The organism is Pseudoflavonifractor sp. 60 (genome assembly GCF_009911645.1).
GTDB lineage: Bacteria > Bacillota > Clostridia > Oscillospirales > Oscillospiraceae > Lawsonibacter.
In genome coordinates this window covers 1-21,858 of record NZ_QWKI01000102.1, presented here as the reverse complement: position 1 = coordinate 21,858, position 21,858 = coordinate 1, and the positions used below count along the sequence as shown (strand labels likewise).

Here is a 21,858-nt window from a genome sequence, read left to right as displayed (position 1 = left end):
GTTAATAGCGCCGGACCACCGCCACAACCCTGCCGATAATCTCGGCGCGGGCGCCGTCAATGGGCTGGTAGTCCGGATTCTCCGGCATCAGCCACACGTGGCCGTCCTTCAGGCGGTAGGTTTTCACGGTAGCCTCGTCCTCGAAGAGGGCCACCACAATCTCGCCGCTGTAGGCCTCCTGCTGGCGGTGGACCACTACCAGGTCGTCAGGAAGGATCCCAGCGTTGAGCATGGACAGTCCCCGCACCCGCAGGGCAAAGTGCTCACCGGAGAGGCCCTGGGTGTCGAAGGTAAGGTAGTCCTCGATGCACTCCTGGGCCAGGATGGGGGAGCCGGCGGCCACATTGCCCACAATGGGCACCTGATTGGCGCGGGCATTCTCCTCCTCGGCCACCTGGTGCAGGGCGGCCCGGGGCAGGGAGATGGCCCGAGTTTTGCCCTCAGCCTTGACGATGACCCCAGCCTCCTCCAGCCCCTTGATGTGGAAGTGAACGGTGGAGGGGGATTTCAGGCCCACAGCGGCGCCAATCTCCCGTACGGAGGGGGGGTAGCCGTGTTCAGTGGTGAAGGACAGGATGTAGTCATAAATCTGCTGCTGTTTGCGGGTCAGGTTAGCCATAAGCGGCTCCTTTCAACGGGTGGTGGCCTGGGACGGTTTCGTTGTTCCTATTGTAGCATAAAAGCTTGCAATTGTCAAACTAACGTTCCAAAAACTTGAAAAAGCTGGGCACTCTGAACGATCAGTCCAGCAGGGTTGTCCAGTGGTCCGCGTGATATGCATCGAAGCACATTTTGATCTGCTCCTCCGTGACCTTGTTTGTGGACAAAGGGGGCAGCGCGTCCAGGGGAAAATATCCGCTGTCCACCGTCTCCAGATTGGGCTGGAAGGAGCCGCCTACCAGGGAACACAGCACAAACACCTTGCAGATGCCGTAGAGGTAAGGGGGCTCGTTGTGCAGGTCCCGGTTCTGGAGGGCGATCACAAAGTCGGCGGTGACCTCCAGCCCGGCCTCCTCCCGCACCTCCTTGACGGTATTTTCGCCCACGGACAGGTCCACATCCACCCAGCCCCCGGGCAGAGACCAGCGCAGGTCGCTCTCCTGGACCAGCAGGATCTTCTCGCCCTGGAAGATAGCGGCCCGGGTGTCCAGCTTCGGGGTTTGATAGCCTGTCTCGTTGCAGAACAGGTCCTGGACTCTCTCCAGGGGCAGGCCGGTGTGGAGGGCGGCCATCTCAGCGGCAATATCCCGAATACGCTGATAGCGCTCCAGGTCGAACTTGTCGCGGCCATAGAAGAGTCCGGCCTGGGCCAGGGCCTGGAGCTCCATGGCCCACTTCTGCCACTGTGCCCGGTCTGTCATGGCGGTATTCCCTCCTTTACAGCGGGGGCAGCTGCCCCTGCTGGGAGGCGGCCAGTATCCGGGCGTCATAAAAACCCGCCCGGGCTGTAGCGCGGTAGGGCAGCAGCCACAGATCAATTGGCACGGTGACCAGGGTGCTGAGGATGACCACCGGTACGGAGTTGACGATCTCCAGACACTGGATGCGCCATGTGGGGTCGGTCAGGCTGGCCGCCGAGAGCAGACCAGCCCGGAAGAGGAAGAAGATCATGACAGCCGTGGACAGGGCAATGTTAACGGCGTCGTAGCCAATGAAGGAAAATTCCAGCTTGAACAGCTCCATTTTCCACCCCTGCATCAGGGAAACGCTGCGGTAAACGGGGAGGGTTGGGCCGTCGTCAGGCCGGTCGGCCAGCAGGTAGGGGGCCATTGCGTAGCGCAGCTGGAGAATGATAAGGGCGGTCAGCAGGGCGATGGAGTAGCAGAGAATGATCACCATCCCCAGTGCCCCTCCGGCGCCGGACAGGAGCAGGACAAAGACGGGGATGGACAGGCCCAGCGCGGTGAGGAAGTACCACCCCAGAACCCGAACGTAGACGTTCAGCTGCATGAGAATGACCCGGCCCGCCACCGAGAAGCCCTGCATCAGGGAGTTGACGCCCGGGTCCAGCTGGCGGTAGGTCCACAGAGCCCACAGACACAGGCCAAACTGGACCACGGTGGTGTACAGGTTCAGCAGCAGGCGGAGGAAGAGCTGGATAGTGTCAATTTCCGGGACAGGGGAGGCCCCCGAGGGCAGAGGGATCAGGCTGATAACCCAGGACACCCCGGTGGTCATGGCAATGTAGGTCAGAGCCACGACCCAGAATTTGGGGTCGGTGAGGGCCATGCGCTCCCGGGCCTGTAGCTTCAGTTCCTTGCGGTCGATTTCCATAGATGTTCTCCGATCTTGAATTTGGCGGAGGGGACCTCCGCTGACAACCATTATAAGTCAAAAAGCCGGCGGGGGCAAGCCCCCGCCGGATGAAAATCAAGCCCACTTTTCCATGATCTGTCGCAGCTGGTCGGCCAGCTTGGACAGATCCTTGTTGGGGCGGCCCCGGCTGCGGCCAATGAGCTCCAGCAGCTCCTCGGACACATCCTGGAGCTTGGCATAGGCAGCGGAGGGGACGGCGGCAGAGCCGACCGTTTTCTTGACCTCCAGCACCACGCCCTTGGCCAGCATACAGTTGGTGGACAGGTCATAGACCTCCTCATAGAGGGGGGCGTGAGCGGGGATGCCCCGCATATTCAGGTCGTGAGCAAAGAGCTCGGTGACCTCGCTGTCTCCATGCACCACAAACACCTGCTGAGGCCGGGGGGAGAAGTGTTCGATCCACTCCAGCAGGTGGTCCCGGTCGGCGTGGGAGCTGAGACCCTTGAAATTGACGATCTTAGCCCGGACGGAGATATCCTCCCCAAAGAGCTTGACGGAGCGCGCCCCCTCCAGCAGGTAGCGGCCCAAGGTGCCCTCCCCCTGGTAGCCCACAAAGACCACGGCGCACTCCGGACGCCACAGGTTGTGCTTCAGGTGGTGGCGGATGCGGCCCGCGTCGCACATACCGGAGGCGGAGATGATAACCTTGGGGGTCCTGTCGTCGTTGAGGGCGCGGGACTCCTCGGTGGACTGGGTGAGGGTGAGGCCGGGGAAGGTGAACAGATTCTCGCCCCCCTGAATCAGGCGGATGGCGTCGTCGTCCAGGTAGCCCTTCAGGTTGCCGGAGTAGATTTTGGTGGCCTCGGAGGCCAGGGGGGAGTCCACATAGACCTTGAAGGAGGGCAGAGACTGGACCAGGCCGTCCCGCTTGATCTCCCGCAGGTAGTACAGCAGCTCCTGAGTGCGGCCCACGGCGAAGGAGGGGATCACCACATTGCCGCCCTTGGAGAAGGTCTCGTCAATGAGGGCGGCCAGCGCCCCGGTGTAGCTCTTGGGCGGCTCGTGGTTCCGGTCGCCGTAGGTGGACTCCATCACCACATAGTCCGCTTCGTCCACGAAGGAGGGGTCGCGGATAATGGGCTGGGAGCAGTTGCCCAAGTCGCCGGAGAAGACGATCTTTTTGGTCACGCCCTCCTCGGTGGCCCAGACCTCCAGGATGGAGGAGCCCAGCAGGTGGCCCGCGTCACTGAAGCGGATGCGGACCCCCTCGCACAGATCAAAGAGCCAGCCGTACTCCACCGACTCCAGCATTTGGATGGCCTCCTCAGCGTCCATCAGGGTGTACAGGGGTTCCACCGGGGGCAGGCCGGCGCGCTTGCCCTTCTGGTTGTGCCAGTTGGCGTCCCCCTCCTGGATGTGGGCGGAGTCCCGGAGCATTACCGACATAAGCTGGGCGGTGAGGCCGGTGGTGAGGATGCGACCGTTGAAGCCCTGCTTCACCAGCAGCGGGATACGTCCGGAGTGGTCGATGTGGGCGTGGGTGACCAGTACATAGTCGATGTAATTGGGGGCGAAGTCCAAAACGTTTTCGTCGTGCTCGTCCTTACCCTGCTGGAGACCGCAGTCTATGAGAATCTTTTTTCCGTTGACCTCCAGGCAGTGGCAGCTTCCTGTAACTGCGTGGGCGGCGCCGAAGAATGTCAGCTTCATGGGATGTCCTCCTTTGTGTAGGGATTCTTGTCCCTATTGTACACCATTCCCGGAAAAAAAGCTATACCAATTTGTGAATAATGTGTAAAGCCGTGGAGCTATATCAGGCCGAAGTGGAGCAGAGCGGTAAGGATGCCGTCCTCGTCCACGCTGCCGGCAACATAGTCGGCCTGGCTTTTCACCAGCTCGTCGGCATTGCCCATGGCAACTCCGATGCCGGCGTGGCGGAGCATGGGCAGGTCGTTCTCTCCGTCGCCAAAGGCCATGGATTCCGACAGATCAAAGCCAAAATGGTCCAAAATGGCGTCTATGCCCCGGTCCTTTCCTCCGTTCGGGGCGATGACGTCCACAAAGGCGGGATGCCAGCGCATGACCTCCAGCCCCGGAAAGAAGCGCTCCCCGGCGGCCTGCTCCTCTTCCTTGGTGAAAAAGGCGGTCATCTGATAAATATTTTGCCCCAGTACCTGTTGGGGCAGGATGGGGGCGGGCAGAGGAAAGGCCAGCTGATTGGGGAAGATCTCAGCCCGGGGACCTGGATTGACATAGAGGTTGCCCGTCTCGTTCAGAAACAGACAGGGGGCGCCGGTGGCCTCCAACAGCGCTACCTGCTCCTTCACGGTCTCCTGGGGGATGGTGCAGCTGCGCAGGACCTTGCCGCCAGCGAAGCAGTACTGCCCGTTGATGGTGACAAAGCCGTCAAAGGGGAAGACGTCGGCGGCAATCCCAATGGAGGCCCGGTGCCGCCCCGTGGCAATAAACAGTTTCACTCCCTTCTCCCGCAGACGGCGGAGGCCGTCAAGCACCCCCGGGGAGATGCAGTGGGTCTTGAAGCTGACCAGAGTTCCGTCAATGTCAAAAAAGATTGCTTTTATCATAGGTGAACCTCCGAAAAGCCGAAGCGGCAGATATCGGCTCTGAATTTTCCTAAGTCTGGGAATCGCTCTTGCAATAACGACGAATTTGTGATATAATCGACAGGAAAACAAAAAGCGGGGCTTACGGGTGTTGGCGCACCCGCAAGCCTGCACAGGTGAAAGCACCACCTATACAACGGCCTAAGACCGTTTCCGCAGGAACATTATACGATATTTCCGCTTTATAATCAAGGTTTAATTTTCTGTCGTAAAATTTAGCGGAGAAAGTCTTTATTGTATCTGTTTATGCGATCGTTTTTTGTAAGGTGGAGTCTGTTTTCACGTTGTGCGGGTTTGACTGCGCAACGTTTTTTGTTTCCCCCAGCAGCCTGGGGGCGGCAGCGCCCCTGGGTTGTTGGAAGTCTCAATGGCAAGGATTATATATCTAAATTTAGGGGGCCTTGGACATGAATGGACTGACAGAAAACACAGGAAAAGTGATAGCAATTATAAAAGCTAAGCGTGGATTGATTAGTTCAGTGCTTTTGATAGCGTTGATTGTGATAGCGGTTTTGGCAGTACAACGTACGTGGAATTATTCAAAACTCGCAAAGGAAAATAAAGTGTTGCAGGAATCGTTGTCAGAGGCAACAAGCAAATTGGATGAATTAGCAAAAACTCAGGAGGAGTTGGCGTATTCGGAAGGACAGGTAAAACTGTTAAAAGAATCTACCAATGCCTTAAAGGAGCAGGTAAGCAGTCTGAACGTAGAAAAGGAAGAACTCAACAATAAGCTGGAAGAACTGCTAAATGTAAAAGAAACCGTTCCTGTTATAACGAGGGAACTTTTAGACCAAGAAATCAGTTCTCTTAGTGAACTGGTAACCAAAAAATATTGGTATAGAAACGCGACTCAAAAAGATGAAGCCAAAGAATGGCTCTGGGGAACTGCTATGCCTTTTAGTGATATCCAGTTTGTTGCTTTGTATGATGGCTATATCAAAGCAGGTATAGACCTGCAAGATGTTAAATTCAACATAGATCAATCCTCCAAAACAATTACCATAACCATGCCAAAAAGCAAAATTCTTGACCATAATATTCCACAGGAAACAATCAATGTTTTGCAGGTAAAAAACAACTTGTTTAATTCGGTTAGCTTTAATGATTACAATAGATTTATAAGCGCAGAAAAGAGTGTGATGGCAGAAACTGCCGTTGGGCAAGGAATTCTTGAAGAGGCAGACAAGGAAGCCAAAATGGTTATAGAATCCTTTCTTGAAAATGTACCAGGAATCGAGACCTACACACTGAAATTCAATTGATTTTTTAATGGAACAACCCTGCTAACGAGTTTGGGAATTGTAGTGAGAACGGCGATAGAGAAACAAGGGCCTTCTATCGACAAATATAATGGTTAATCCCCCGCCTTCTGGTTACAAAAGGTGGGGGATTCTTACAAATATTCCTTGGTTACCCCAGTTCAACTGAGGATTCTGATTAAGAGGGAGCCTGAAGGACAATTTCTGCAACGAGCAAGAAGAACAGACCAGTTCTATACCGCTATGTTTTGACCATCACGTCCAATGTCTGGGAAACACTATAAAACGTCTTTCAAGTGTAAAGTTTCGGGTTGTCTTTTTGCTCGAATTATGATACATTGCTTATTAAGTAGGATTTACCTTGAAGTGGAGGTGCTCCGGTGTCTGATCGCGGCCCTGTTTATGGCACCGGCGGGCGGTCAGCTGCCACCGGGACAACCGTGTTCCACTGCCGCGGGCGCAATATGTCGTGCGGCTATTTTTGCATATGGCGTGGAATAATTGGTAGATTTTAATTCAAAAGGAGTGAAAACCGCCTATGAAGCTGCTGCATACCTCTGACTGGCACTTTGGAAAGCCGGCGGGGCTGGGGACCTATGAGGAGAACCAGCGTTGCTTTTTAGACCAGCTGTATGAGCTGATCCAGCGGGAAAAGGTGGACGCCGTTTTGTGCGCCGGGGACGTGTATGACAGCGGACTGGCCAACGCCGCTGCTATTGAGCTGTACAACGACGCGGTGACTCAGCTCTGCGGCCGTTTGAAGGTCCCCATGGTCCTCATCGCCGGCAACCACGACAGCGCCCCCCGTCTGTCCGCCTGCCGGGAGCTGCTGCGTGGGGCGGGGCTCTATGTCACCGGGCGGCTGACGCGGGATGTGGAGCCAGTACTGCTGGGGGACGATGTGGCTGTCTACCCGCTGCCCTGGTTCAATCGGGACGAGGTGTGCGCTCTGTTCCCGGAGCGCCGCCAGGAGATCCGCTCCCTGGAGACCGCCTTTCAGGTGGTGTGCGGCCACATCCGGGAGACCATGGACCCCAACCGGCGAAACATAATCCTCTCCCACGCCTACGTGGTGGGGGCGGAGCTGTCCGAGTCCGACCGGTCCGCCCGGGTTGGCTTCGCCTCCGCCGTGTCCAAGGATGTGTTTGAGGGCTTTGACTACGTGGCCCTGGGGCACATCCACAAGCCTCAGGCGGTGGCCCCCCACATCCGCTACAGCGGCAGTCCATTAAAGTACTCCTTCGGGGCGGAGGAGCGGCAGGAGAAGGGGGTCGTACTGCTGGACACCGATACCATGGAGCAGACCTTTGTCCCCATTGTCCCCCGCCGGGACCATATCACTCTGCGGGATACTTATGAAAACATCATCTGCCGCACCGACCTGACGGAGCACTATCTCTTTCTGGACGTCACCGACCGCTATGCCGGGCTGGAGCTGATGGCCGACCTTCAGGAGCGGTTCCCCTGGATGCTCAGCGTCCGGGGCAAGTCCCTGGAGGAGACCGGCGAGGGAAAGGCTCTACTGGTGGAGGAGCTGGAGCGCATGGATGAGATGGACATTATGAAGAAATTTATGGCGGAGAACTTTCAGTATGAGCCTACGCCAGCCCAGACGGCCCTGTTTCAGGAGATACTGGCCTGGAGTGAAGAGGAGGATGGACAATGAGACCGGTAGAGCTGCGCTTTCAGTGCTTCGGGCCCTATGTGGAGGAGCAGGTCATTGACTTTACCAATCTGACCGAGAGCGGCCTGTTTCTCATCTGCGGCGAGACGGGGGCGGGCAAGACCACCATTCTGGACGCCATGTGCTGCGCCCTCTACAACAAGTCCAGCGGCGGACTGCGGGACGGCCTGGAGCCCATGCGCTGCAAGCTGGGGGGCAAGGAGGACGAGACCCGGCTGGAGTTCACCTTTGACGTGGACCGCCGCCGGTACCGCTTTACCCGGTCCCTGAAATACGCCCGGAAGAATCTCAACGATTTCCACAACTGCATGGTGCTGGAGGACGGGGTCTATGTGCCCCTGCTGACCAACCCCACCATGACCAAGGTGAACGAGCAGGCCCAGAAAATCATCGGCCTGACCTATGAGCAGTTCCGTCAGGTCATGATCCTCCCCCAGGGGCAGTTTGAGAAGCTGCTAGTGTCGGAGGACGATGAGAAAGAGGCGGTGCTGGTGAGCCTGTTCCACGCCCAGCGGTGGCAGCGGCTGACCGACGAGCTCCAGCGCCGGGTTGGCGAGCGGGACCGGGCACTGAAGCAGGAACTGGCCGCCATCCAGACCAAGCTGGAGGAGTACAGCTGCGGGAAGCTGGACGAGCTCTCCCAACTGCTGGCGGAGCAGCGGGAGGAGGCCGCCCGGCAGGAGACCCTCCACGCCGGGGCCGCCGTCCAGGCCGGGGAGGCCCAGAAGGTCTACACCGAGGCGCTGCTGGAGGACCAGGAGTTTCAGGAGCTGCTGCGCCGCCGCCGGGTGTTGGAAAAGCTGTTGCAGCAGGAGCTGGCCCAAAATCAGGAGGAGGCTCTTCTGGTCCAGGCCGCTCAGGCGGAGACCATTGTTCCCGCCTACGAGCTGTGCCGGGAGAGGCGGACCCGGGCCCGGGAGGCGGAGAAGCGGGTCCAGCAGGCCGCCGGCAAGGAGCAGACCGCCCGGGCGGCCCTGGAAAAGACGAAGGGGGAGCAGGCGGCCCACGACGCCCTCCGCCCTCAACAGGATGAGAAGCTGGCCGCTCTGGCCGTCCGCCGCCAGGCTCAGGGGCTGTACCGAAACCTGGCCGAGAAACGGCGGGAGGCACAAAACGCCGCCCAGGCCCTGACCCAGGCGGAGGGGAGCTGGAAAAAGGCGGAGGAGGATTATCAGAAGGGGGACCACCGGTGGCAGGCGGCTCTCCAGGGAAAGGATGAGGCAGCCCGCGCCCTCCAGGAGGTGCAGGAGCGCAGCCCTCTGCCCCAGTGGCGGGAGACCCGGCCCCTGTACCAGTCCCTCCAGCAGCGCCGGCAGGAGGCGGAGGCGGCCAAAACCGCCCTCCATAAAGAGGAGCAGACCTTTTCCACTGCAGAGAAGGCGTATCAGAAGGCGGATCAGAACTGGAAGCGGGCAATGGAGGAACAGGCCCAGGCTACAGAGGAGTATCAGCGGGCCCAGAGGGACTATTTGCAGGGCATTGGCGGCGTGCTGGCCCGGGAGCTGAGGCCGGGCTGTCCCTGTCCCGTCTGCGGCAGTCTGGACCACCCCGCTCCTGCCCCCGACGGCCAGGTGCAGGTGACGGCGGAGGACCTGGACCGGCTGAACCAGACAGCGGTGGCCCTGGGCCAGCAGGTGAACCGGGCGGCAAAAGCGCGCAGTCAGGCGGAGGAGCAGCGTAACACCTGCCAGGCCCGGCGGGAGGAGTGCCGCCAGCGGGATGCGTCCGCCCGGGCCGGTTATGAGACGATCCTCCAGCGGAGACTGGCTGGCATTGAGACACTGGAGGAGCTGGACCGGCACATCAAGGCCGGCGAGGAGGAGCTGGAGCGGGCGCGTCAGGCGGTGACCCAGGCGGAGGAGCGCATTGCTGCCAGCGCCCAGGTCCGGGCCCAGGCCGATGATCGCCGGCAGGAGACCCAGAGGTGGTATAACAGCCGGGTCCAGGAGGAGGCCGCCGCCCGTGCCTCTCTGGAGGAGCTGACCAAGGGGAAAATCCCCGGCATTGAGAATGAGGAGCAACTGCACGCCAGCCTGAATCAACTTCAAAGGGAGACAGAGGCCTACAAGCAGGCTGAGGCCGCCCTGAGCCAGCGGCGGCTGGAGGCCGAGGGAGACGTCAAGGGGGCCCGGACCGAGCTGGCCGGCGCCCGGGCGGCCCTCCAGGAGGCGGGAGAAGCCCTGGAGGAGGCATCCCAGCGCTGGCAGGAGGCCCTGAGCCAGTCCGGTCTGCCCGACGAGGCCCAGTTCCTGGCCGCCCGTATGGACCACGCCCAGCTGGACCAGCGCCGGGAGGCCCTTGCCGCTTACCGCGCCGACCTGGCCCGGGCCCGGCGGGACTGGGAGGAGCAGCAGGAGAAGCTGGCCGGGCGGGAGGCTCCGGCGCTGAAGGAGCTGGAGGCCCAGGCCAGCGCCGCCAAGGAGCGGGAGGCGGAGCTGGCCAAGGCTCTGGCCCTGGCCCAGGACGCCCTGTCCCGGATGGAGGGGGACCACGACGCCCTCACCAGGCGGAAGGAGGCCCACGACGCGGCCAGAATCGAGGCGGATGCAGACCTGGAGTTTGCTGCCCGCCTGGGGGGCCGCACCGGCGTCAGCTTGCAGCGGTATGTGCTGGGGGTGATGCTCACCGCCATTACCACCGAGGCCAACCGTATGCTGGAGAGCGTCCACGGAGGGCGCTACCGCCTGTTCCGCACCGACAAGCGCACTGGGGCCGCCCGCAAGCGGGGGCTGGGGCTGGAGGTGCTGGACGCCCAGAGCAACGAGTGCCGCAGTGTCAGGACTCTGTCCGGCGGCGAGAAGTTCCTGGTGGCCCTCAGTCTGGCCATTGGGCTGTCTACGGTGGTCCAGGCCCAAGGGAGCGGCATCCACCTGGAGGCTATGTTTATTGACGAGGGCTTCGGTTCTCTGGACCAGAATTCCATTGGAGATGCCTTCGAGGTGCTCCAGGGAGTCCAGCGCAGCCACGGTCTGGTGGGCATTATCTCCCACGTGGACCAGCTGAAGGAGACCATCTCCAGCAAAATCGAGGTGGTAAAGAGCAGCCGGGGCAGCAAGTGTGTCATCTCCACATAACAATACCCTCCGGAATTCCGGAGGGTACTTTTTAAGCCGTTTTAGGCAGTACATCCCCCACTGGCAGAGAGGGGGGCGCCGCTTTTATATCTCACCGCTCCCAGGGCGGAATGGGGTCAAAGAGAATCCATTCGTTGTCGATCAGCACCACCAGCCCCTCCGGGATTTGGGCGTACTGGGCACTCAGATCCTGGGAGAAGTTGGTCTGACCGTCCATCTGGGGCACGGTGTTGATGTAGGAGTTAACGGTGCGGATATCCCTCTCCTCCACCTCCACGGAGGCGGGGGTGCCGGTGGACCAGTAGAGGGTCCCATCCACCATAATGGCGGCGCAGTAGTCCATATCGCCCCCTTCGTTGGGGGGCTGGAGTTCATAGTTTGGGGGTGCTTCCGGGGCGGGCGACTCGGTCCCGTTGAACTGGGGGTGGTAGAAGGAGCTGTCAGCGGGCGCGGAGGCCGCCCCGCCGCTGTTCTCCGCCCCGCCGCTGTTCTCCGGCGCGGCGCTGTTCCCACCGCCCATGCCCATGTGGGTCAGGCCGTAGCCCAGGACCATGACCACCGCGAAGCAGGCAGCCAGGGTCATCCAGGGTCGGAGGGACGGGCGGCGGCTCCGGGGACGGTAGGCCTCCGCCTCCTGGATCAGCTGGTCATCCAGCAGGCCCATGGCGTCCAACAGGTGTTCTGCATTCATACCGCAATCCCCTCCCGCTCCAGCTCCAGCTTGAGCCGCTGGCGCATCCGGTGAAGCCGGGATTTGACCTGTCCCGTGGTCATCCCAAACTGCTCCGCCAGCTCCCCCAGGGGGGTCAGGGAGAAGTACCGGCGGACAAAGAGGGCCCGGTCCTCCGGGGTCTGGCGGCGGAGGAAGGCGGAGATGAGGGCGGCGGTCTCCGCGGCCTCCAGCGCCTCATCGGGGCGGCGGCGGTCGGGGAGACAGTCCTCCAGCTCGTGGAGGGCCACCTCCACCTGACTGCCGCCCCGCTTGGCCGCCTTGGCCCGCCGCCACCGGTCCAGGGACAGGTTCCGGGTCAGCTTGCCGAAAAAGGCGGACAAGATGCCGGGGCGCTGGGGCGGTATGGCATTCCAGGCCCGGAGCCAGGTGTCGTTGACGCACTCCTCCGCGTCCTCCTCCCGGTCCAGAATGCGCCGGGCAATGGTGTGGCAGTAGGGGCCATATTTGCGCTCACTTTCTGAAATGGCCTGCTGAGACCGGGCCCAGTACAGGTCGATGATCTTGCCATCCTCCATAGGTGAAGCCTCCTTCTCTCTGTGCGCTGCTGTTTCTTCCTTTTTTGTAAAAAAGGAAGCGAAAAAACTCTTTCCTCGCTCTGACGGTCTGACTGATCCTTGGCCCGGCTGGCCGCTGATTGATATGTAATATAGAGCCGCTGGGACCTTCTCCACTATATAGACGCAGAACCGCGCCAAAGGGTTTCCACTTTGGCGCGGTTTTTTGGAAAAATTTTTAGGCCAGGGGCTCAAAGTCGGAGGCGGGGTGCTTGCACAGGGGGCAGATATAGTCCTCGGGGAGGAAATCCTCCTCGTAGACGTAGCCGCAGACCTTGCACACCCAGCGCTTTTTCTCGCTGGCGGGGGCGGCGGCAGGCTTGGGCTTGATGTGGGCCTGGTAGTAGGCGTAGGTGGCGCTGGGGGCGGAGGAGAGCACCCCGCCGTCCAGCACGTCGGCCAGAAACAGGGTGTGGGTGCCCAGGTCGGTGGCGGAGACCACCTTGCAGCTCAGCCAGGCGTTGGTCCCCTGGGTCACGTAGCGGACTCCGTCGGCGTCCTTGGCGGTGTGGACCTCAAAGCCGGCGAACTTGTCCGCGTCCCGGCCCGACTGGAAGCCGAAGCGCTGGAACAGGTCAAATTTGGCCTCCTCCGACAGAATGGAGACGGTGAATCGTCCAGTCTCCTTCACCATGTCGTGTGTGTAGTTGCTTTTGTTCACTGCGATGACAATGCGGTTGGGGTCGGTGGTCACCTGGATGGCGGTATTGGTGATGCAGCCGTTGTCCTTCTCCCCCTGGCGGGCGGAGAGAATGAACAGGCCGTAGCTCAGGGAATACATGACCTTATTGTCCATAAAAAGCTCCTTCTCATTGTGTGGATTGGAATAAAATCAGTTTACCACAGTTTTTCCCAAAAGTCCACCGGATATCCGGGAAAACTTTCCTGAGCGCTCCAGGTCTGTTCCGCCCTGCGCCACCAATGCAGCCCCCACAAGCGGCAATAGCCTGTCTGTCATCGAAAATCCGAAGCCCGCAGCACATGGCTGGGCGAAAAGCTGCCTGCTGTCCGGGGAAATCCGGATCAGATCATTGACGCCGCTCCGACCGGTTGTAAAGACCTTGACAATTTCCCAGCGGCGCTGAACGCGGCTGGGCAGGAGGTCAAACAGGGCAAGTACCTGGCGTTCAAAACAGCCCGATATCAGACTTCTTTACATTGGGCTCTGGTGATGCTATAGTGTAAATATTCTAAACCAGGAGGAGATCGGAACAAAATGAAATATCTTGCGCATATTTCCCAAGATAATCGCAAACAAACGATTCCAGAGCATCTGAGCGGAACGGCGGACCTGTGCGCCGGTTTTGCCGCAGCCTTTGGCGCAGGGGATCAGGGACGGCTTACCGGTCTGGCTCACGACTTAGGGAAGTATTCCGCCGGGTTCCAACGCCGGCTTCAGGGGAGCGCAGAACATGTGGATCACGCCACTGCCGGGGCGGCAGAGTGCTGCAAGTTGAATCAAAGCAGCGCCGCCTTTGCCGTTGCGGGGCACCACGGTGGCTTGCCCGACGGCGGAAGCCAGGGAGACCACTGGGAGGATAAGACCTTCTGCGGCCGCATGAGGAAAGCCGCCTTGGGAAAGCTGGAGCCCTATGAGGCCTGGCAGGAGGAGATCAGGCTGCCGGCAGTTCTGCCGCCGGTATTTTCCGGCCAGCCAGAGGAGATGTTTTTCACTCGGATGCTCTACTCCTGTTTGACCGATGCGGATTTCCTAGACACCGAAACCTTTATGGCAGGTGCAAAACAGGACCGGGGCGGCGGAGACCCGATGGAAGTCCTGGAGAACAGGCTCCAGGGCTATATTTCCGGTTGGTTTCCAGCCAAAACAGAGTTGAATCAGGAGCGGTGCGCAGTGCTGGAGCGGTGTATGGAGCAGGGAGAGAACCGCTCCCCGGGACTGTTCACCCTCACCATCCCCACCGGAGGCGGCAAGACAGTGGCCTCTCTGGCCTTTGCCCTGCGTCATGCCCGGGCCCGCGGTCTGCGCCGGGTGATCTATGTGATTCCATATACCTCCATCATTGAGCAAAACGCCCAGATTTTTCGGGATATTCTGGGAGATGAGAACGTGCTGGAGCATCACTCCGGCGTCTTGTATGACATAGAAGACGAGGCAAGGCCGGAGAATGCCAGGCTGGCCAGAGCTACCGAAAATTGGGATATGCCAATCGTAGTGACCACGGCGGTGCAGTTTTTTGAGTCCCTCTTTGCCAACCGGTCCTCCCAGTGCCGTAAGCTGCACAATCTGGCCAAAAGCGTCATTATCTTTGATGAGGCACAGATGCTTCCTGTCCCTTATCTCCGCCCCTGCGTCTTTGCCATTGCCCAGCTGGTGAAGCGCTATGGCGTCTCCGCCGTGCTATGTACCGCTACGCAGCCGGCACTGGATGGCGTGTTCCGGAAATTTCTGCCGGACAAGCCCGCTGTAGAGCTGTGTCCACCGGAAGTATTCCATCCAGAGATTTTCAGGCGCGTCACCTTCCGGCAGGAAGGAAAGCTGTCTTGGGAAGCTGTGGCAGAGCAGATCAGCGGGCAAACACAGGCCCTGTGCATTGTCAATAGCCGGAAAAGCGCGCAAAAGATATACAGCCTGTTGGACCCGGAGGGGGCCTTCCATCTGTCTACCCTCATGTATCCCGCCCACCGGAAAGCTATCCTGGAGGAAATCCGGAGGCGTCTGAGAAGCGGCTTGCCCTGCCGGGTGGTGTCCACCTCTCTGATCGAGGCCGGAGTGGACGTAGACTTTCCTGCGGTGTTCCGGGAGGAGGCGGGGCTGGACTCCATCCTCCAGGCAGCGGGCCGGTGCAACCGGGAAGGAAAGCGCTCCGCCGGGAAGAGTATCGTCACCATCTTCCAGAGCGAGACCCCGCCGCCCTCCCTGTTTGAAATTCCGGTGGCTGCGGGGCGTCAGGCGCTGAACCGCTATGACCAGCCGGACAGCCCGGAGGCCATCCGGTGTTATTTCCAGGAGCTGTTGGACCTGAAAGGCCCGGAAGCACTGGACCAGAAGAACATCCTTCCCATGATGGAGCGGGAGTACATGCCTTTCCGGAAAATTGCGGAGCGGTTCCACCTGATCGACAGCGAGACCAAAACCATTTACATTCCTCGAAAAGACGGAGAGGAGCTGGTCCGGCGGCTCCGCTCCGGCGAGCGCAGCAGGGCTCTGTTCCGGGCGTTGGGCCAGTACGGCGTGTCTGTCTATCCCCAGCATTTTGAAGCGCTGGATCTGGCGGGAGACTTGGAGGTGCTGGAGGGTGGAGCGGCAGTTTTGACCAACCCGGCAATGTATGATAACGACATAGGACTGTCGTTGACGGCAGACAGCGGAAAAGCATTATTTATCTAAAAATATTCCCCTAAAGTACGAAGGTACTTTAGGGGAATACACTTTACTGATACATTCTTTGTTTCAATCCTCACTTTTTAAAGTGACATTTATGAATTATATCACAATTTTATGAAACATCAATCAAAAAAGTTTCACTCTATTTTACTAATACTTTCTTTGAAATCTATATTGACTTTCGACGCAGTATAGCATATAATAACAATTACCATACGGAAAGAAGGGATTTCAATGCTGCTTTACTGGCGTTGCGAGATTGCCTTACAAGCACAGGGCGGATTATTGTCCGCCACATGGGCAGTGAAGAGCCGGGAATATAGAATGATCTAAACAGGGCCTTAAATGTCCGTTTTATTGGACAGATTGTATGCTATTATCATTCAAATTGAGGAAAGGAGTGAACGCCATGCCAATTTCATTGGAGGTCTGGGGAGATTATGCTCTTTTTGTCAGGCCAGAGCTTAAGACAGAACGGGTCAGCTACGATGTGATGACCCCCTCCGCTGCCCGGGGACTACTGGAAAGCATTTACTGGCATCCTGGAATGCGCTGGGTTATAGACCGTATCCACGTCTGCGCCCCCATCCGTTTTATCAACCTGCGACGCAACGAGGTAAAGTCCACCGTCAGCGCCCGGTCGGCCCGGATGGTGATGGAGCGCGGAGAGGGCGAGCTGTATCTGGTCACCTCCCAGGACATTCAGCAACGGGCCGCCATGCTGCTGCGGAATGTGCATTATGTCATTGACGCCCATTTCGACATGACGGACCAGGCGGCGGACAGCGACAACTCCGGAAAATTCCAGGACATTATCAAGCGGCGGATCAAGCGGGGGCAGTTTTACAGCCAGCCCTATTTCGGGTGCCGGGAGTTCCCCGCGCAGTTCAAGGCCTGCGAAGCCCTTCCGCCCTGCCCGGAGGAGCTGCGCGGAGTGCGGGATCTGGGCTATATGCTCTGGGATTTGGACTACGCCGACCCTGAGAACATTGCCCCCCTCTTTTTCCGGGGGGTTCTCCGGGATGGTGTGCTGGGGGTTCCCGCCCGGGACAGCGGGGAGGTGATCGGATGATTTTACAGGCGCTCGTGGAGCACTACGAGGACCTGGCCGCCCAAGGCAGGCTGGACCGCCCCGGCTGGAGCGGCGCCAATATCTCATACGCGCTGTACATCAGCGATGCCGGAGAGCTGGAACAGGTGGTTTCTCTCAAACAGGAGGAGGAGCGGGGAAAGAAGAAGGTCTGGGTCCCCCGTACCATGTCCCTGCCCGCTCCGGTCAAGCGGTCCAGCGGAGTGGCCTCCAACTTTTTGTGGGACAACTCCAGCTACATCCTGGGCATAGACGAGAAGGGGAAACCCCAACGGAGCCTGGAATGCTTCGCCGCCTGCAAGGCACTGCACCACCAGCTGCTGGACCACGTGGACAGTTCGGGGGCCCGGGCGGTGCTGGCCTTCTTCGACCACTGGGACCCGGCGCAGGCCAGAGCGCACCCCGCCCTGGCGGACAAGCTCCAGGACATTCTGGCGGGGGCCAATCTGGTCTTTCGGTATGACAGCGGTTATCCCCAGGACGACCCTCAAATTCGAGCGGCCTGGCAGGAGCATTATGATTCCGCCGGGGACGGTCCGGAGCTGGTGTGCCTGGTCACCGGGAGGAAGGGCCCGGCGGAGGCGGTCCACCCCGCCATTAAGGGAGTCGCCAGGGCCCAGTCCAGCGGCGCGGCATTGGTCTCCTTCAACGGCGACGCCTTCTGCTCCTACGGACGGGAGCAGAGTTACAACGCCCCCACCAGCAAGTACGCCGCCTTTGCTTACACCAGCGCGCTGAACCACCTGCTGGCGGAGCGGGATTATGTGGGAAAAATCGGCAACATTACAGTTCTATTCTGGGCGTCGGGCGGACAGCGGGCCTATCAGAGCTTCTCCGTGGCCAGCCTGTTCGGCGCACCCACCAGCTACTCCAGCTCCGACCTGCAAAAAATGATGCTGGACCTGTGCCAGGGGAAGCCTGTCCTGTTTGAGGAGACCCAGCTGGACCCTGGAACCCCATTTTATATCCTGGGTCTGTCCCCCAACGCAGCCCGGCTGTCGGTGCGCTTCTTCCTGAAAAATTCCTTCGGCGCTTTTATTCAAAATATTCAGGCCCACCAGGAGCGGCTGGAGATCGTTCGCACCTCCTTTGACAAGTTTGAAACACTCCCCCTCTGGAAGCTGTTGGACGAGACAGTGAACCCAAATTCCAAGGACAAGTCCCCGGTTCCCGGAATGGCCGGTGAGACCCTCCGCGCGATTTTGAACGATACACCCTATCCTGCTACCCTGCTCAACGGTGTCGCCCTGCGTGTTCGCGCGGAGCGGGAGATCACCAGAGGCCGGGCGGCCATCTTAAAAGCCTACTATCTGAAAAATCCTCATCCTGACGTACCAAAGGAGGTCTTGACCGTGTCCCTGAATCCGGACAGCACCAATATCCCTTACACCCTGGGGCGGCTGTTCTCCGTGTTGGAGGCCATTCAGTCCGCCGCCAATCCCGGCATCAACACAACCATCAAGGATAAATACTTCAACTCCGCCTCCGCCACACCCAGCCGGGTATTTCCCACCTTAATCAACCTGGCACAGAAGCATTTGCGGAAGCTGGACAAGGGCTGGAGCATCTCCTTCAGCAAACAGCTGACCGAGCTGACGGCCAAACTGGAAGAAGAATTTCCTGACCGCCTGAGTCTGCCGCAGCAGGGCGCGTTCCAGCTGGGTTACTACCATCAGACCCAGGCCCGCTATCAGAAAAAGGAGGAGAACAACAATGCCTGAGCCTATCAAGAACCGCTACGAATTTGTGATTTTGTTTGATGTGGAGAACGGAAATCCCAACGGCGACCCTGACGCGGGCAACATGCCCCGGGTGGACCCAGAGAGTAGCCTGGGGCTGGTGACTGACGTGTGCCTGAAACGGAAGATCCGCAACTATGTGGAGACTGTCAAGGAGGACGCCGAGGGTTACCGGATTTACATCAAGGACGGGGTTCCCCTCAACCGCAGTGATGCCACGGCCTACGCCGCGCTGGATGTGACGGACAAGACCGTAAAGGAGCGGAAAAAGGCCGACCCCAAGCTGGACGAGAAAATCCGGGACTGGATGTGCGCCAATTTCTACGACATTCGTACCTTTGGCGCAGTCATGACCACCTTTGTCAAGGCGGCACTCAACTGTGGCCAGGTTCGGGGCCCGGTGCAGCTGGGCTTTGCCCGCAGTGTGGAGCCGGTGATGCCCCAGGAGGTGACCATCACCCGTGTGGCCATCACCACCGAGGCCGACGCGGAGAAAAAGGGCACCGAGATGGGCCGCAAGTACATTGTCCCCTACGGCCTCTACCGCTGTGAGGGCTATGTCTCCGCCAATCTGGCCCGCAAGACCACCGGATTCTCCGAGGAGGACCTGGAGCTGCTGTGGCAGGCGATCCTCAATATGTTTGAACATGACCGCTCCGCTGCCCGAGGCAAGATGGCGGTACGGGAGCTGATTATCTTCAAGCACGATTGTGAACTGGGCTGCGCTCCTGCTTGGAAACTATTTGAATCAGTGAAAGTGGAGCGTACAGACAAGGACGATCCCGCCCCTGCTCGCTGCTATCAGGACTACCGGGTCATGGTGGATGAGTCTTCCCTGCCGGTCGGCGTTACCTGCCGGCGCATGGGATGAGCTGGCCTGAAGAGGATTGGCTCCAGCTGTCCGGCTTGCAGCACTTTGCCTTCTGCCGCCGGCAGTGGGCGCTGATCCATATTGAAAATCAGTGGGCGGAAAATTACCGCACGGTGGACGGTCATCTCATGCACGAGCACGTCCACGACCAGGGTTTTCGGGAGAGCCGGGGAGACTGCCTGATTGTCCGTGGATTAGCTATCCATTCGGCGGAACTGGGTATTTCTGGGCAGTGCGACGTGGTGGAGTTTCACAAGGACTCCGCCGGGATTCCCCTTCAAAACCGGGAGGGGCTGTGGCAGCCCTATCCGGTGGAGTACAAGCGGGGCAAGCCCAAGGCGAACAACGCGGACGAGCTTCAACTCTGCGCCCAGGCCATGTGCCTGGAGGAGATGCTCTGCTGTACCGCCTCGAAGGGAGCTCTCTACTATGGGGAGCCCCACCGCCGGACGGTGGTCCAATTTACACCAGAACTGCGCAGCCAGGTCCAGGATAATTTGACAGAGATGCACGAGCTGTATAAAAGGCGATATACCCCCAAAGTGAAGCCCTCCAAGGCCTGTAATGCCTGCTCTTTGAAGGAGCTGTGCCTCCCAAGGCTGATGAACCGCAAAAAGGTCGCGGACTACCTGGCCGCCGCCATGGAGGAGTTGAAATGAAACATCTGCTCAACACCCTTTACATCCTCTCGGAGGATATTTACCTGTCCCTGGACGGGGAGAACGTGGTGGCCAATCGGGACAAACAGGCCGTTGCCCGCTATCCCCTGCACACCTTGCAGAACATCATCACCTTCTCCTACGCCGGGGCATCCCCCGCACTGATGGGAGCCTGCGCCCAGCGTCAGATTGGCTTGGCATTCTGTACGCCCCGAGGGAAGTTCCTGGCACGGGTGTGCGGGGAGGGAAATGGGAACGTCCTGCTCCGCCGGACACAGTACCGAACTGCGGATGTCCCCGACCAGTGCTGCCAGATTAGCCGCGCCATGATTTTTGGCAAGCTGTTCAATGCTCGCTGGAGCATCGAACGCACTCGGCGGGACCACGGTCTGCGGGTGAACGGCGAAAAACTGGCCTCCGCCTCCAAGCAAATCCACGGGCTGCTGTCTCAGGTCAAGGAGGTGACCGCTCCGGAGGAATTGCGGGGCCTGGAGGGCGTGGGAGCCTCCGTCTACTTCGGCGTTTTTGACGAGATGATTCTGGGGGATAAAGAGACATTTTTCTTCCAGGGCCGCAGCCGCCGGCCTCCGCTGGACGCGGTCAACGCCATGCTCTCCTTTGCCTACAGTCTTTTAGCCCATGACTGCGCTTCCGCGCTGGAGAGTGTGGGGCTGGATTCCTATGTGGGATTCCTGCACCGGGACCGTCCGGGCCGCGCTTCCCTGGCGCTGGACCTGATGGAGGAGCTGCGCCCCTGTATGGCGGACCGCTTTGTGCTTACCCTCATAAACAACCGCCAGGTCAAGGCGGCGGACTTTCAATATATGGAGAGCAGCGCGGTACTGCTGACTGACAGCGGTCGAAAAACATTTCTGAAACATTGGCAGGAAAAGAAAAAGGAGACACTGACCCATCCTTATCTGGGGGAAAAGCTCCCGTGGGGGATGATCCCTTATATCCAGGCACTGCTGTTGGCCCGTTACCTTCGAGGAGACTTGGACGCTTATCCACCGTTTTTATGGAAGTGATTCAGATGCTGATTTTAATCACCTACGACGTGAATACTGAGGACGCTGCCGGGCGCAAGCGTCTGCGGCAAATTGCCAAGCAGTGCGTCAATTATGGTCAGCGGGTGCAGAACTCTGTCTTTGAGTGTCTGCTGGATGCGGCCCAGTGCCGGATGTTGCAGGCCAAGCTGTGTAAGCTCATGGACCCGGAAAAAGACAGCCTGCGCTTTTACTACTTGGGCAACCGCTATGAGAACAAAATCGAGCATTTTGGAGCAAAGGTATCTTACAGCCCAGAGGATGTATTGATGCTTTAGGTGCGAAGTGCAAGCGAACAGAAAACCCCCGCGGGTTCGCACTAAGTTTTTTGGCGTTTTCTGTAAGTATATGCCCCTGTTTTCGAAAATTGAGTGGGTGTATGGAGGGGATATTTGAAAGAATTGTCTACTTGTTGTAAAAACAGCTTGAGATTTTGGCTGTTTTTGCTGTCGCCCCCCTCGCGGGGGGCGTGGATTGAAATGCCTCCCAGCTATAGAGGGCACGGTCGGATGGCGTCGCCCCCCTCGCGGGGGGCGTGGATTGAAATCTAATAGCTTCCCTCCTTTAAGAAGCCCGCCATAGTCGCCCCCCTCGCGGGGGGCGTGGATTGAAATTTTCACGGTGTCTGCAACTGCTACTGGCAGAAAAGGGTCGCCCCCCTCGCGGGGGGCGTGGATTGAAATCTAATAGCTTCCCTCCTTTAAGAAGCCCGCCATCGTCGCCCCCCTCGCGGGGGGCGCGGATTGAAATTTTCACGGTGTCTGCAACTGCTACTGGCAGAAAAGGGTCGCCCCCCTCGCGGGGGGCGTGGATTGAAATTTTTTCTCTTAAAAAAACTTGGCTGGGGGGTCGTGTCGCCCCCCTCGCGGGGGGCGTGGATTGAAATGTTGCTGCACTTGATCCGGTACCAGAGCCGCATC

Annotated in this window: 18 protein-coding genes and 1 CRISPR repeat array; of the genes, 10 read left to right on the top strand and 8 right to left on the bottom strand. The window is 59.1% G+C overall.

Annotation, left to right across the window (positions count from 1 at the left end; genetic code table 11):
- Nucleotide 1 precedes the first annotated feature (1 nt).
- The 5 genes from lexA to D1646_RS11440 all read right to left on the bottom strand — a co-directional run bounded on the left by lexA (nucleotide 2) and on the right by D1646_RS11440 (nucleotide 4,841).
- Nucleotides 2–619, bottom strand: a complete 618-nt coding sequence (gene lexA, locus D1646_RS11460) for a transcriptional repressor LexA (RefSeq protein WP_160636586.1) — start codon at nucleotides 617–619, stop codon at nucleotides 2–4.
- A 121-nt stretch (nucleotides 620–740) separates the two neighbouring features.
- Entirely contained in the window at nucleotides 741–1,361 is a 621-nt protein-coding gene (locus D1646_RS11455; protein WP_160636585.1) for an NUDIX hydrolase, read from the bottom strand.
- Nucleotides 1,362–1,377: 16 nt separating this feature from the next.
- A complete protein-coding gene (locus tag D1646_RS11450; protein WP_160636584.1) occupies nucleotides 1,378–2,274 on the bottom strand; it encodes a DUF975 family protein in 897 nt (298 codons plus the stop codon).
- 96 nt (nucleotides 2,275–2,370) lie between these two features.
- On the bottom strand, nucleotides 2,371–3,966 hold the full coding sequence (locus D1646_RS11445; protein ID WP_160636583.1) for an MBL fold metallo-hydrolase: 1,596 nt from the start codon (nucleotides 3,964–3,966) through the stop codon (nucleotides 2,371–2,373).
- Nucleotides 3,967–4,064: 98 nt separating this feature from the next.
- Entirely contained in the window at nucleotides 4,065–4,841 is a 777-nt protein-coding gene (locus D1646_RS11440; RefSeq protein WP_160636582.1) for a Cof-type HAD-IIB family hydrolase, read from the bottom strand.
- A 446-nt stretch (nucleotides 4,842–5,287) separates the two neighbouring features.
- Between D1646_RS11440 and D1646_RS11435 the strand changes: the two genes are divergently transcribed.
- From D1646_RS11435 to D1646_RS23715, 3 genes are all read left to right on the top strand, one after another.
- Nucleotides 5,288–6,145 carry a DUF4230 domain-containing protein gene (locus tag D1646_RS11435; protein ID WP_160636581.1) on the top strand — a complete coding sequence of 286 codons (858 nt, stop codon included), beginning with the start codon at nucleotides 5,288–5,290 and terminating at the stop codon, nucleotides 6,143–6,145.
- A 535-nt stretch (nucleotides 6,146–6,680) separates the two neighbouring features.
- Entirely contained in the window at nucleotides 6,681–7,808 is a 1,128-nt protein-coding gene (locus D1646_RS11430) for an exonuclease SbcCD subunit D (RefSeq protein WP_160636580.1), read from the top strand.
- Nucleotides 7,805–10,900, top strand: coding sequence for an SMC family ATPase (locus D1646_RS23715; protein ID WP_160636579.1), 3,096 nt, complete (start codon nucleotides 7,805–7,807; stop codon nucleotides 10,898–10,900). The genes D1646_RS11430 and D1646_RS23715 overlap by 4 nt, the downstream gene beginning before the upstream one ends.
- Nucleotides 10,901–10,991: 91 nt before the next feature.
- Here the strand turns inward: D1646_RS23715 and D1646_RS11420 are convergent, their stop codons facing one another.
- The 3 genes from D1646_RS11420 to D1646_RS11410 all read right to left on the bottom strand — a co-directional run bounded on the left by D1646_RS11420 (nucleotide 10,992) and on the right by D1646_RS11410 (nucleotide 12,983).
- Nucleotides 10,992–11,591, bottom strand: a complete 600-nt coding sequence (locus tag D1646_RS11420; RefSeq protein ID WP_160636578.1) for a hypothetical protein — start codon at nucleotides 11,589–11,591, stop codon at nucleotides 10,992–10,994.
- The gene (locus D1646_RS11415) at nucleotides 11,588–12,148 is read right to left on the bottom strand and encodes a sigma-70 family RNA polymerase sigma factor (protein WP_160636577.1); all 561 of its coding nucleotides are present in this window, start codon (nucleotides 12,146–12,148) and stop codon (nucleotides 11,588–11,590) included. The genes D1646_RS11420 and D1646_RS11415 overlap by 4 nt, the downstream gene beginning before the upstream one ends.
- A 217-nt stretch (nucleotides 12,149–12,365) precedes the next feature.
- Entirely contained in the window at nucleotides 12,366–12,983 is a 618-nt protein-coding gene (locus D1646_RS11410; RefSeq protein WP_160636576.1) for a flavin reductase, read from the bottom strand.
- 420 nt (nucleotides 12,984–13,403) lie between these two features.
- Here D1646_RS11410 and cas3 point away from each other — a divergent pair, with 420 nt between their 5' ends.
- The 7 genes from cas3 (at nucleotide 13,404) to cas2 (ending at nucleotide 21,216) form a co-directional block, all read left to right on the top strand.
- Nucleotides 13,404–15,536, top strand: a complete 2,133-nt coding sequence (gene cas3 / locus D1646_RS11405) for a CRISPR-associated helicase Cas3' (protein ID WP_160636575.1) — start codon at nucleotides 13,404–13,406, stop codon at nucleotides 15,534–15,536.
- 406 nt (nucleotides 15,537–15,942) lie between these two features.
- Nucleotides 15,943–16,605, top strand: a complete 663-nt coding sequence (gene cas5c / locus D1646_RS11400) for a type I-C CRISPR-associated protein Cas5c (RefSeq protein WP_160636574.1) — start codon at nucleotides 15,943–15,945, stop codon at nucleotides 16,603–16,605.
- Nucleotides 16,602–18,344, top strand: coding sequence for a type I-C CRISPR-associated protein Cas8c/Csd1 (gene cas8c, locus D1646_RS11395; RefSeq protein ID WP_160636573.1), 1,743 nt, complete (start codon nucleotides 16,602–16,604; stop codon nucleotides 18,342–18,344). The genes cas5c and cas8c overlap by 4 nt, the downstream gene beginning before the upstream one ends.
- The gene (gene cas7c, locus D1646_RS11390) at nucleotides 18,337–19,233 is read left to right on the top strand and encodes a type I-C CRISPR-associated protein Cas7/Csd2 (RefSeq protein ID WP_160636572.1); all 897 of its coding nucleotides are present in this window, start codon (nucleotides 18,337–18,339) and stop codon (nucleotides 19,231–19,233) included. Before cas8c ends, cas7c begins: the two co-directional genes overlap by 8 nt.
- Nucleotides 19,230–19,892 (top strand): CRISPR-associated protein Cas4, encoded by a 663-nt coding sequence (gene cas4, locus D1646_RS11385; RefSeq protein ID WP_160636571.1) that lies wholly within the window; start codon nucleotides 19,230–19,232, stop codon nucleotides 19,890–19,892. Before cas7c ends, cas4 begins: the two co-directional genes overlap by 4 nt.
- Nucleotides 19,889–20,920: a type I-C CRISPR-associated endonuclease Cas1c gene (gene cas1c, locus D1646_RS11380; protein WP_160636570.1), complete on the top strand. Its 1,032-nt coding sequence runs from the start codon at nucleotides 19,889–19,891 to the stop codon at nucleotides 20,918–20,920. The genes cas4 and cas1c overlap by 4 nt, the downstream gene beginning before the upstream one ends.
- Nucleotides 20,921–20,925: 5 nt before the next feature.
- Nucleotides 20,926–21,216 (top strand): CRISPR-associated endonuclease Cas2, encoded by a 291-nt coding sequence (gene cas2 / locus D1646_RS11375; RefSeq protein WP_160636569.1) that lies wholly within the window; start codon nucleotides 20,926–20,928, stop codon nucleotides 21,214–21,216.
- Nucleotides 21,217–21,386: 170 nt separating this feature from the next.
- Nucleotides 21,387–21,824: a CRISPR direct-repeat array (repeat unit 33 nt; unit sequence GTCGCCCCCCTCGCGGGGGGCGTGGATTGAAAT).
- Nucleotides 21,825–21,858 lie beyond the last annotated feature (34 nt).

Coding starts and splice junctions, on each gene's coding strand:
- lexA (WP_160636586.1), bottom strand. CDS start 619: ATGGCTAACCTGACCCGCAAACAGCAGCAGATTTATGACTACATCCTG.
- D1646_RS11455 (WP_160636585.1), bottom strand. CDS start 1,361: ATGACAGACCGGGCACAGTGGCAGAAGTGGGCCATGGAGCTCCAGGCC.
- D1646_RS11450 (WP_160636584.1), bottom strand. CDS start 2,274: ATGGAAATCGACCGCAAGGAACTGAAGCTACAGGCCCGGGAGCGCATG.
- D1646_RS11445 (WP_160636583.1), bottom strand. CDS start 3,966: ATGAAGCTGACATTCTTCGGCGCCGCCCACGCAGTTACAGGAAGCTGC.
- D1646_RS11440 (WP_160636582.1), bottom strand. CDS start 4,841: ATGATAAAAGCAATCTTTTTTGACATTGACGGAACTCTGGTCAGCTTC.
- D1646_RS11435 (WP_160636581.1), top strand. CDS start 5,288: ATGAATGGACTGACAGAAAACACAGGAAAAGTGATAGCAATTATAAAA.
- D1646_RS11430 (WP_160636580.1), top strand. CDS start 6,681: ATGAAGCTGCTGCATACCTCTGACTGGCACTTTGGAAAGCCGGCGGGG.
- D1646_RS23715 (WP_160636579.1), top strand. CDS start 7,805: ATGAGACCGGTAGAGCTGCGCTTTCAGTGCTTCGGGCCCTATGTGGAG.
- D1646_RS11420 (WP_160636578.1), bottom strand. CDS start 11,591: ATGAATGCAGAACACCTGTTGGACGCCATGGGCCTGCTGGATGACCAG.
- D1646_RS11415 (WP_160636577.1), bottom strand. CDS start 12,148: ATGGAGGATGGCAAGATCATCGACCTGTACTGGGCCCGGTCTCAGCAG.
- D1646_RS11410 (WP_160636576.1), bottom strand. CDS start 12,983: ATGGACAATAAGGTCATGTATTCCCTGAGCTACGGCCTGTTCATTCTC.
- cas3 (WP_160636575.1), top strand. CDS start 13,404: ATGAAATATCTTGCGCATATTTCCCAAGATAATCGCAAACAAACGATT.
- cas5c (WP_160636574.1), top strand. CDS start 15,943: ATGCCAATTTCATTGGAGGTCTGGGGAGATTATGCTCTTTTTGTCAGG.
- cas8c (WP_160636573.1), top strand. CDS start 16,602: ATGATTTTACAGGCGCTCGTGGAGCACTACGAGGACCTGGCCGCCCAA.
- cas7c (WP_160636572.1), top strand. CDS start 18,337: ATGCCTGAGCCTATCAAGAACCGCTACGAATTTGTGATTTTGTTTGAT.
- cas4 (WP_160636571.1), top strand. CDS start 19,230: ATGAGCTGGCCTGAAGAGGATTGGCTCCAGCTGTCCGGCTTGCAGCAC.
- cas1c (WP_160636570.1), top strand. CDS start 19,889: ATGAAACATCTGCTCAACACCCTTTACATCCTCTCGGAGGATATTTAC.
- cas2 (WP_160636569.1), top strand. CDS start 20,926: ATGCTGATTTTAATCACCTACGACGTGAATACTGAGGACGCTGCCGGG.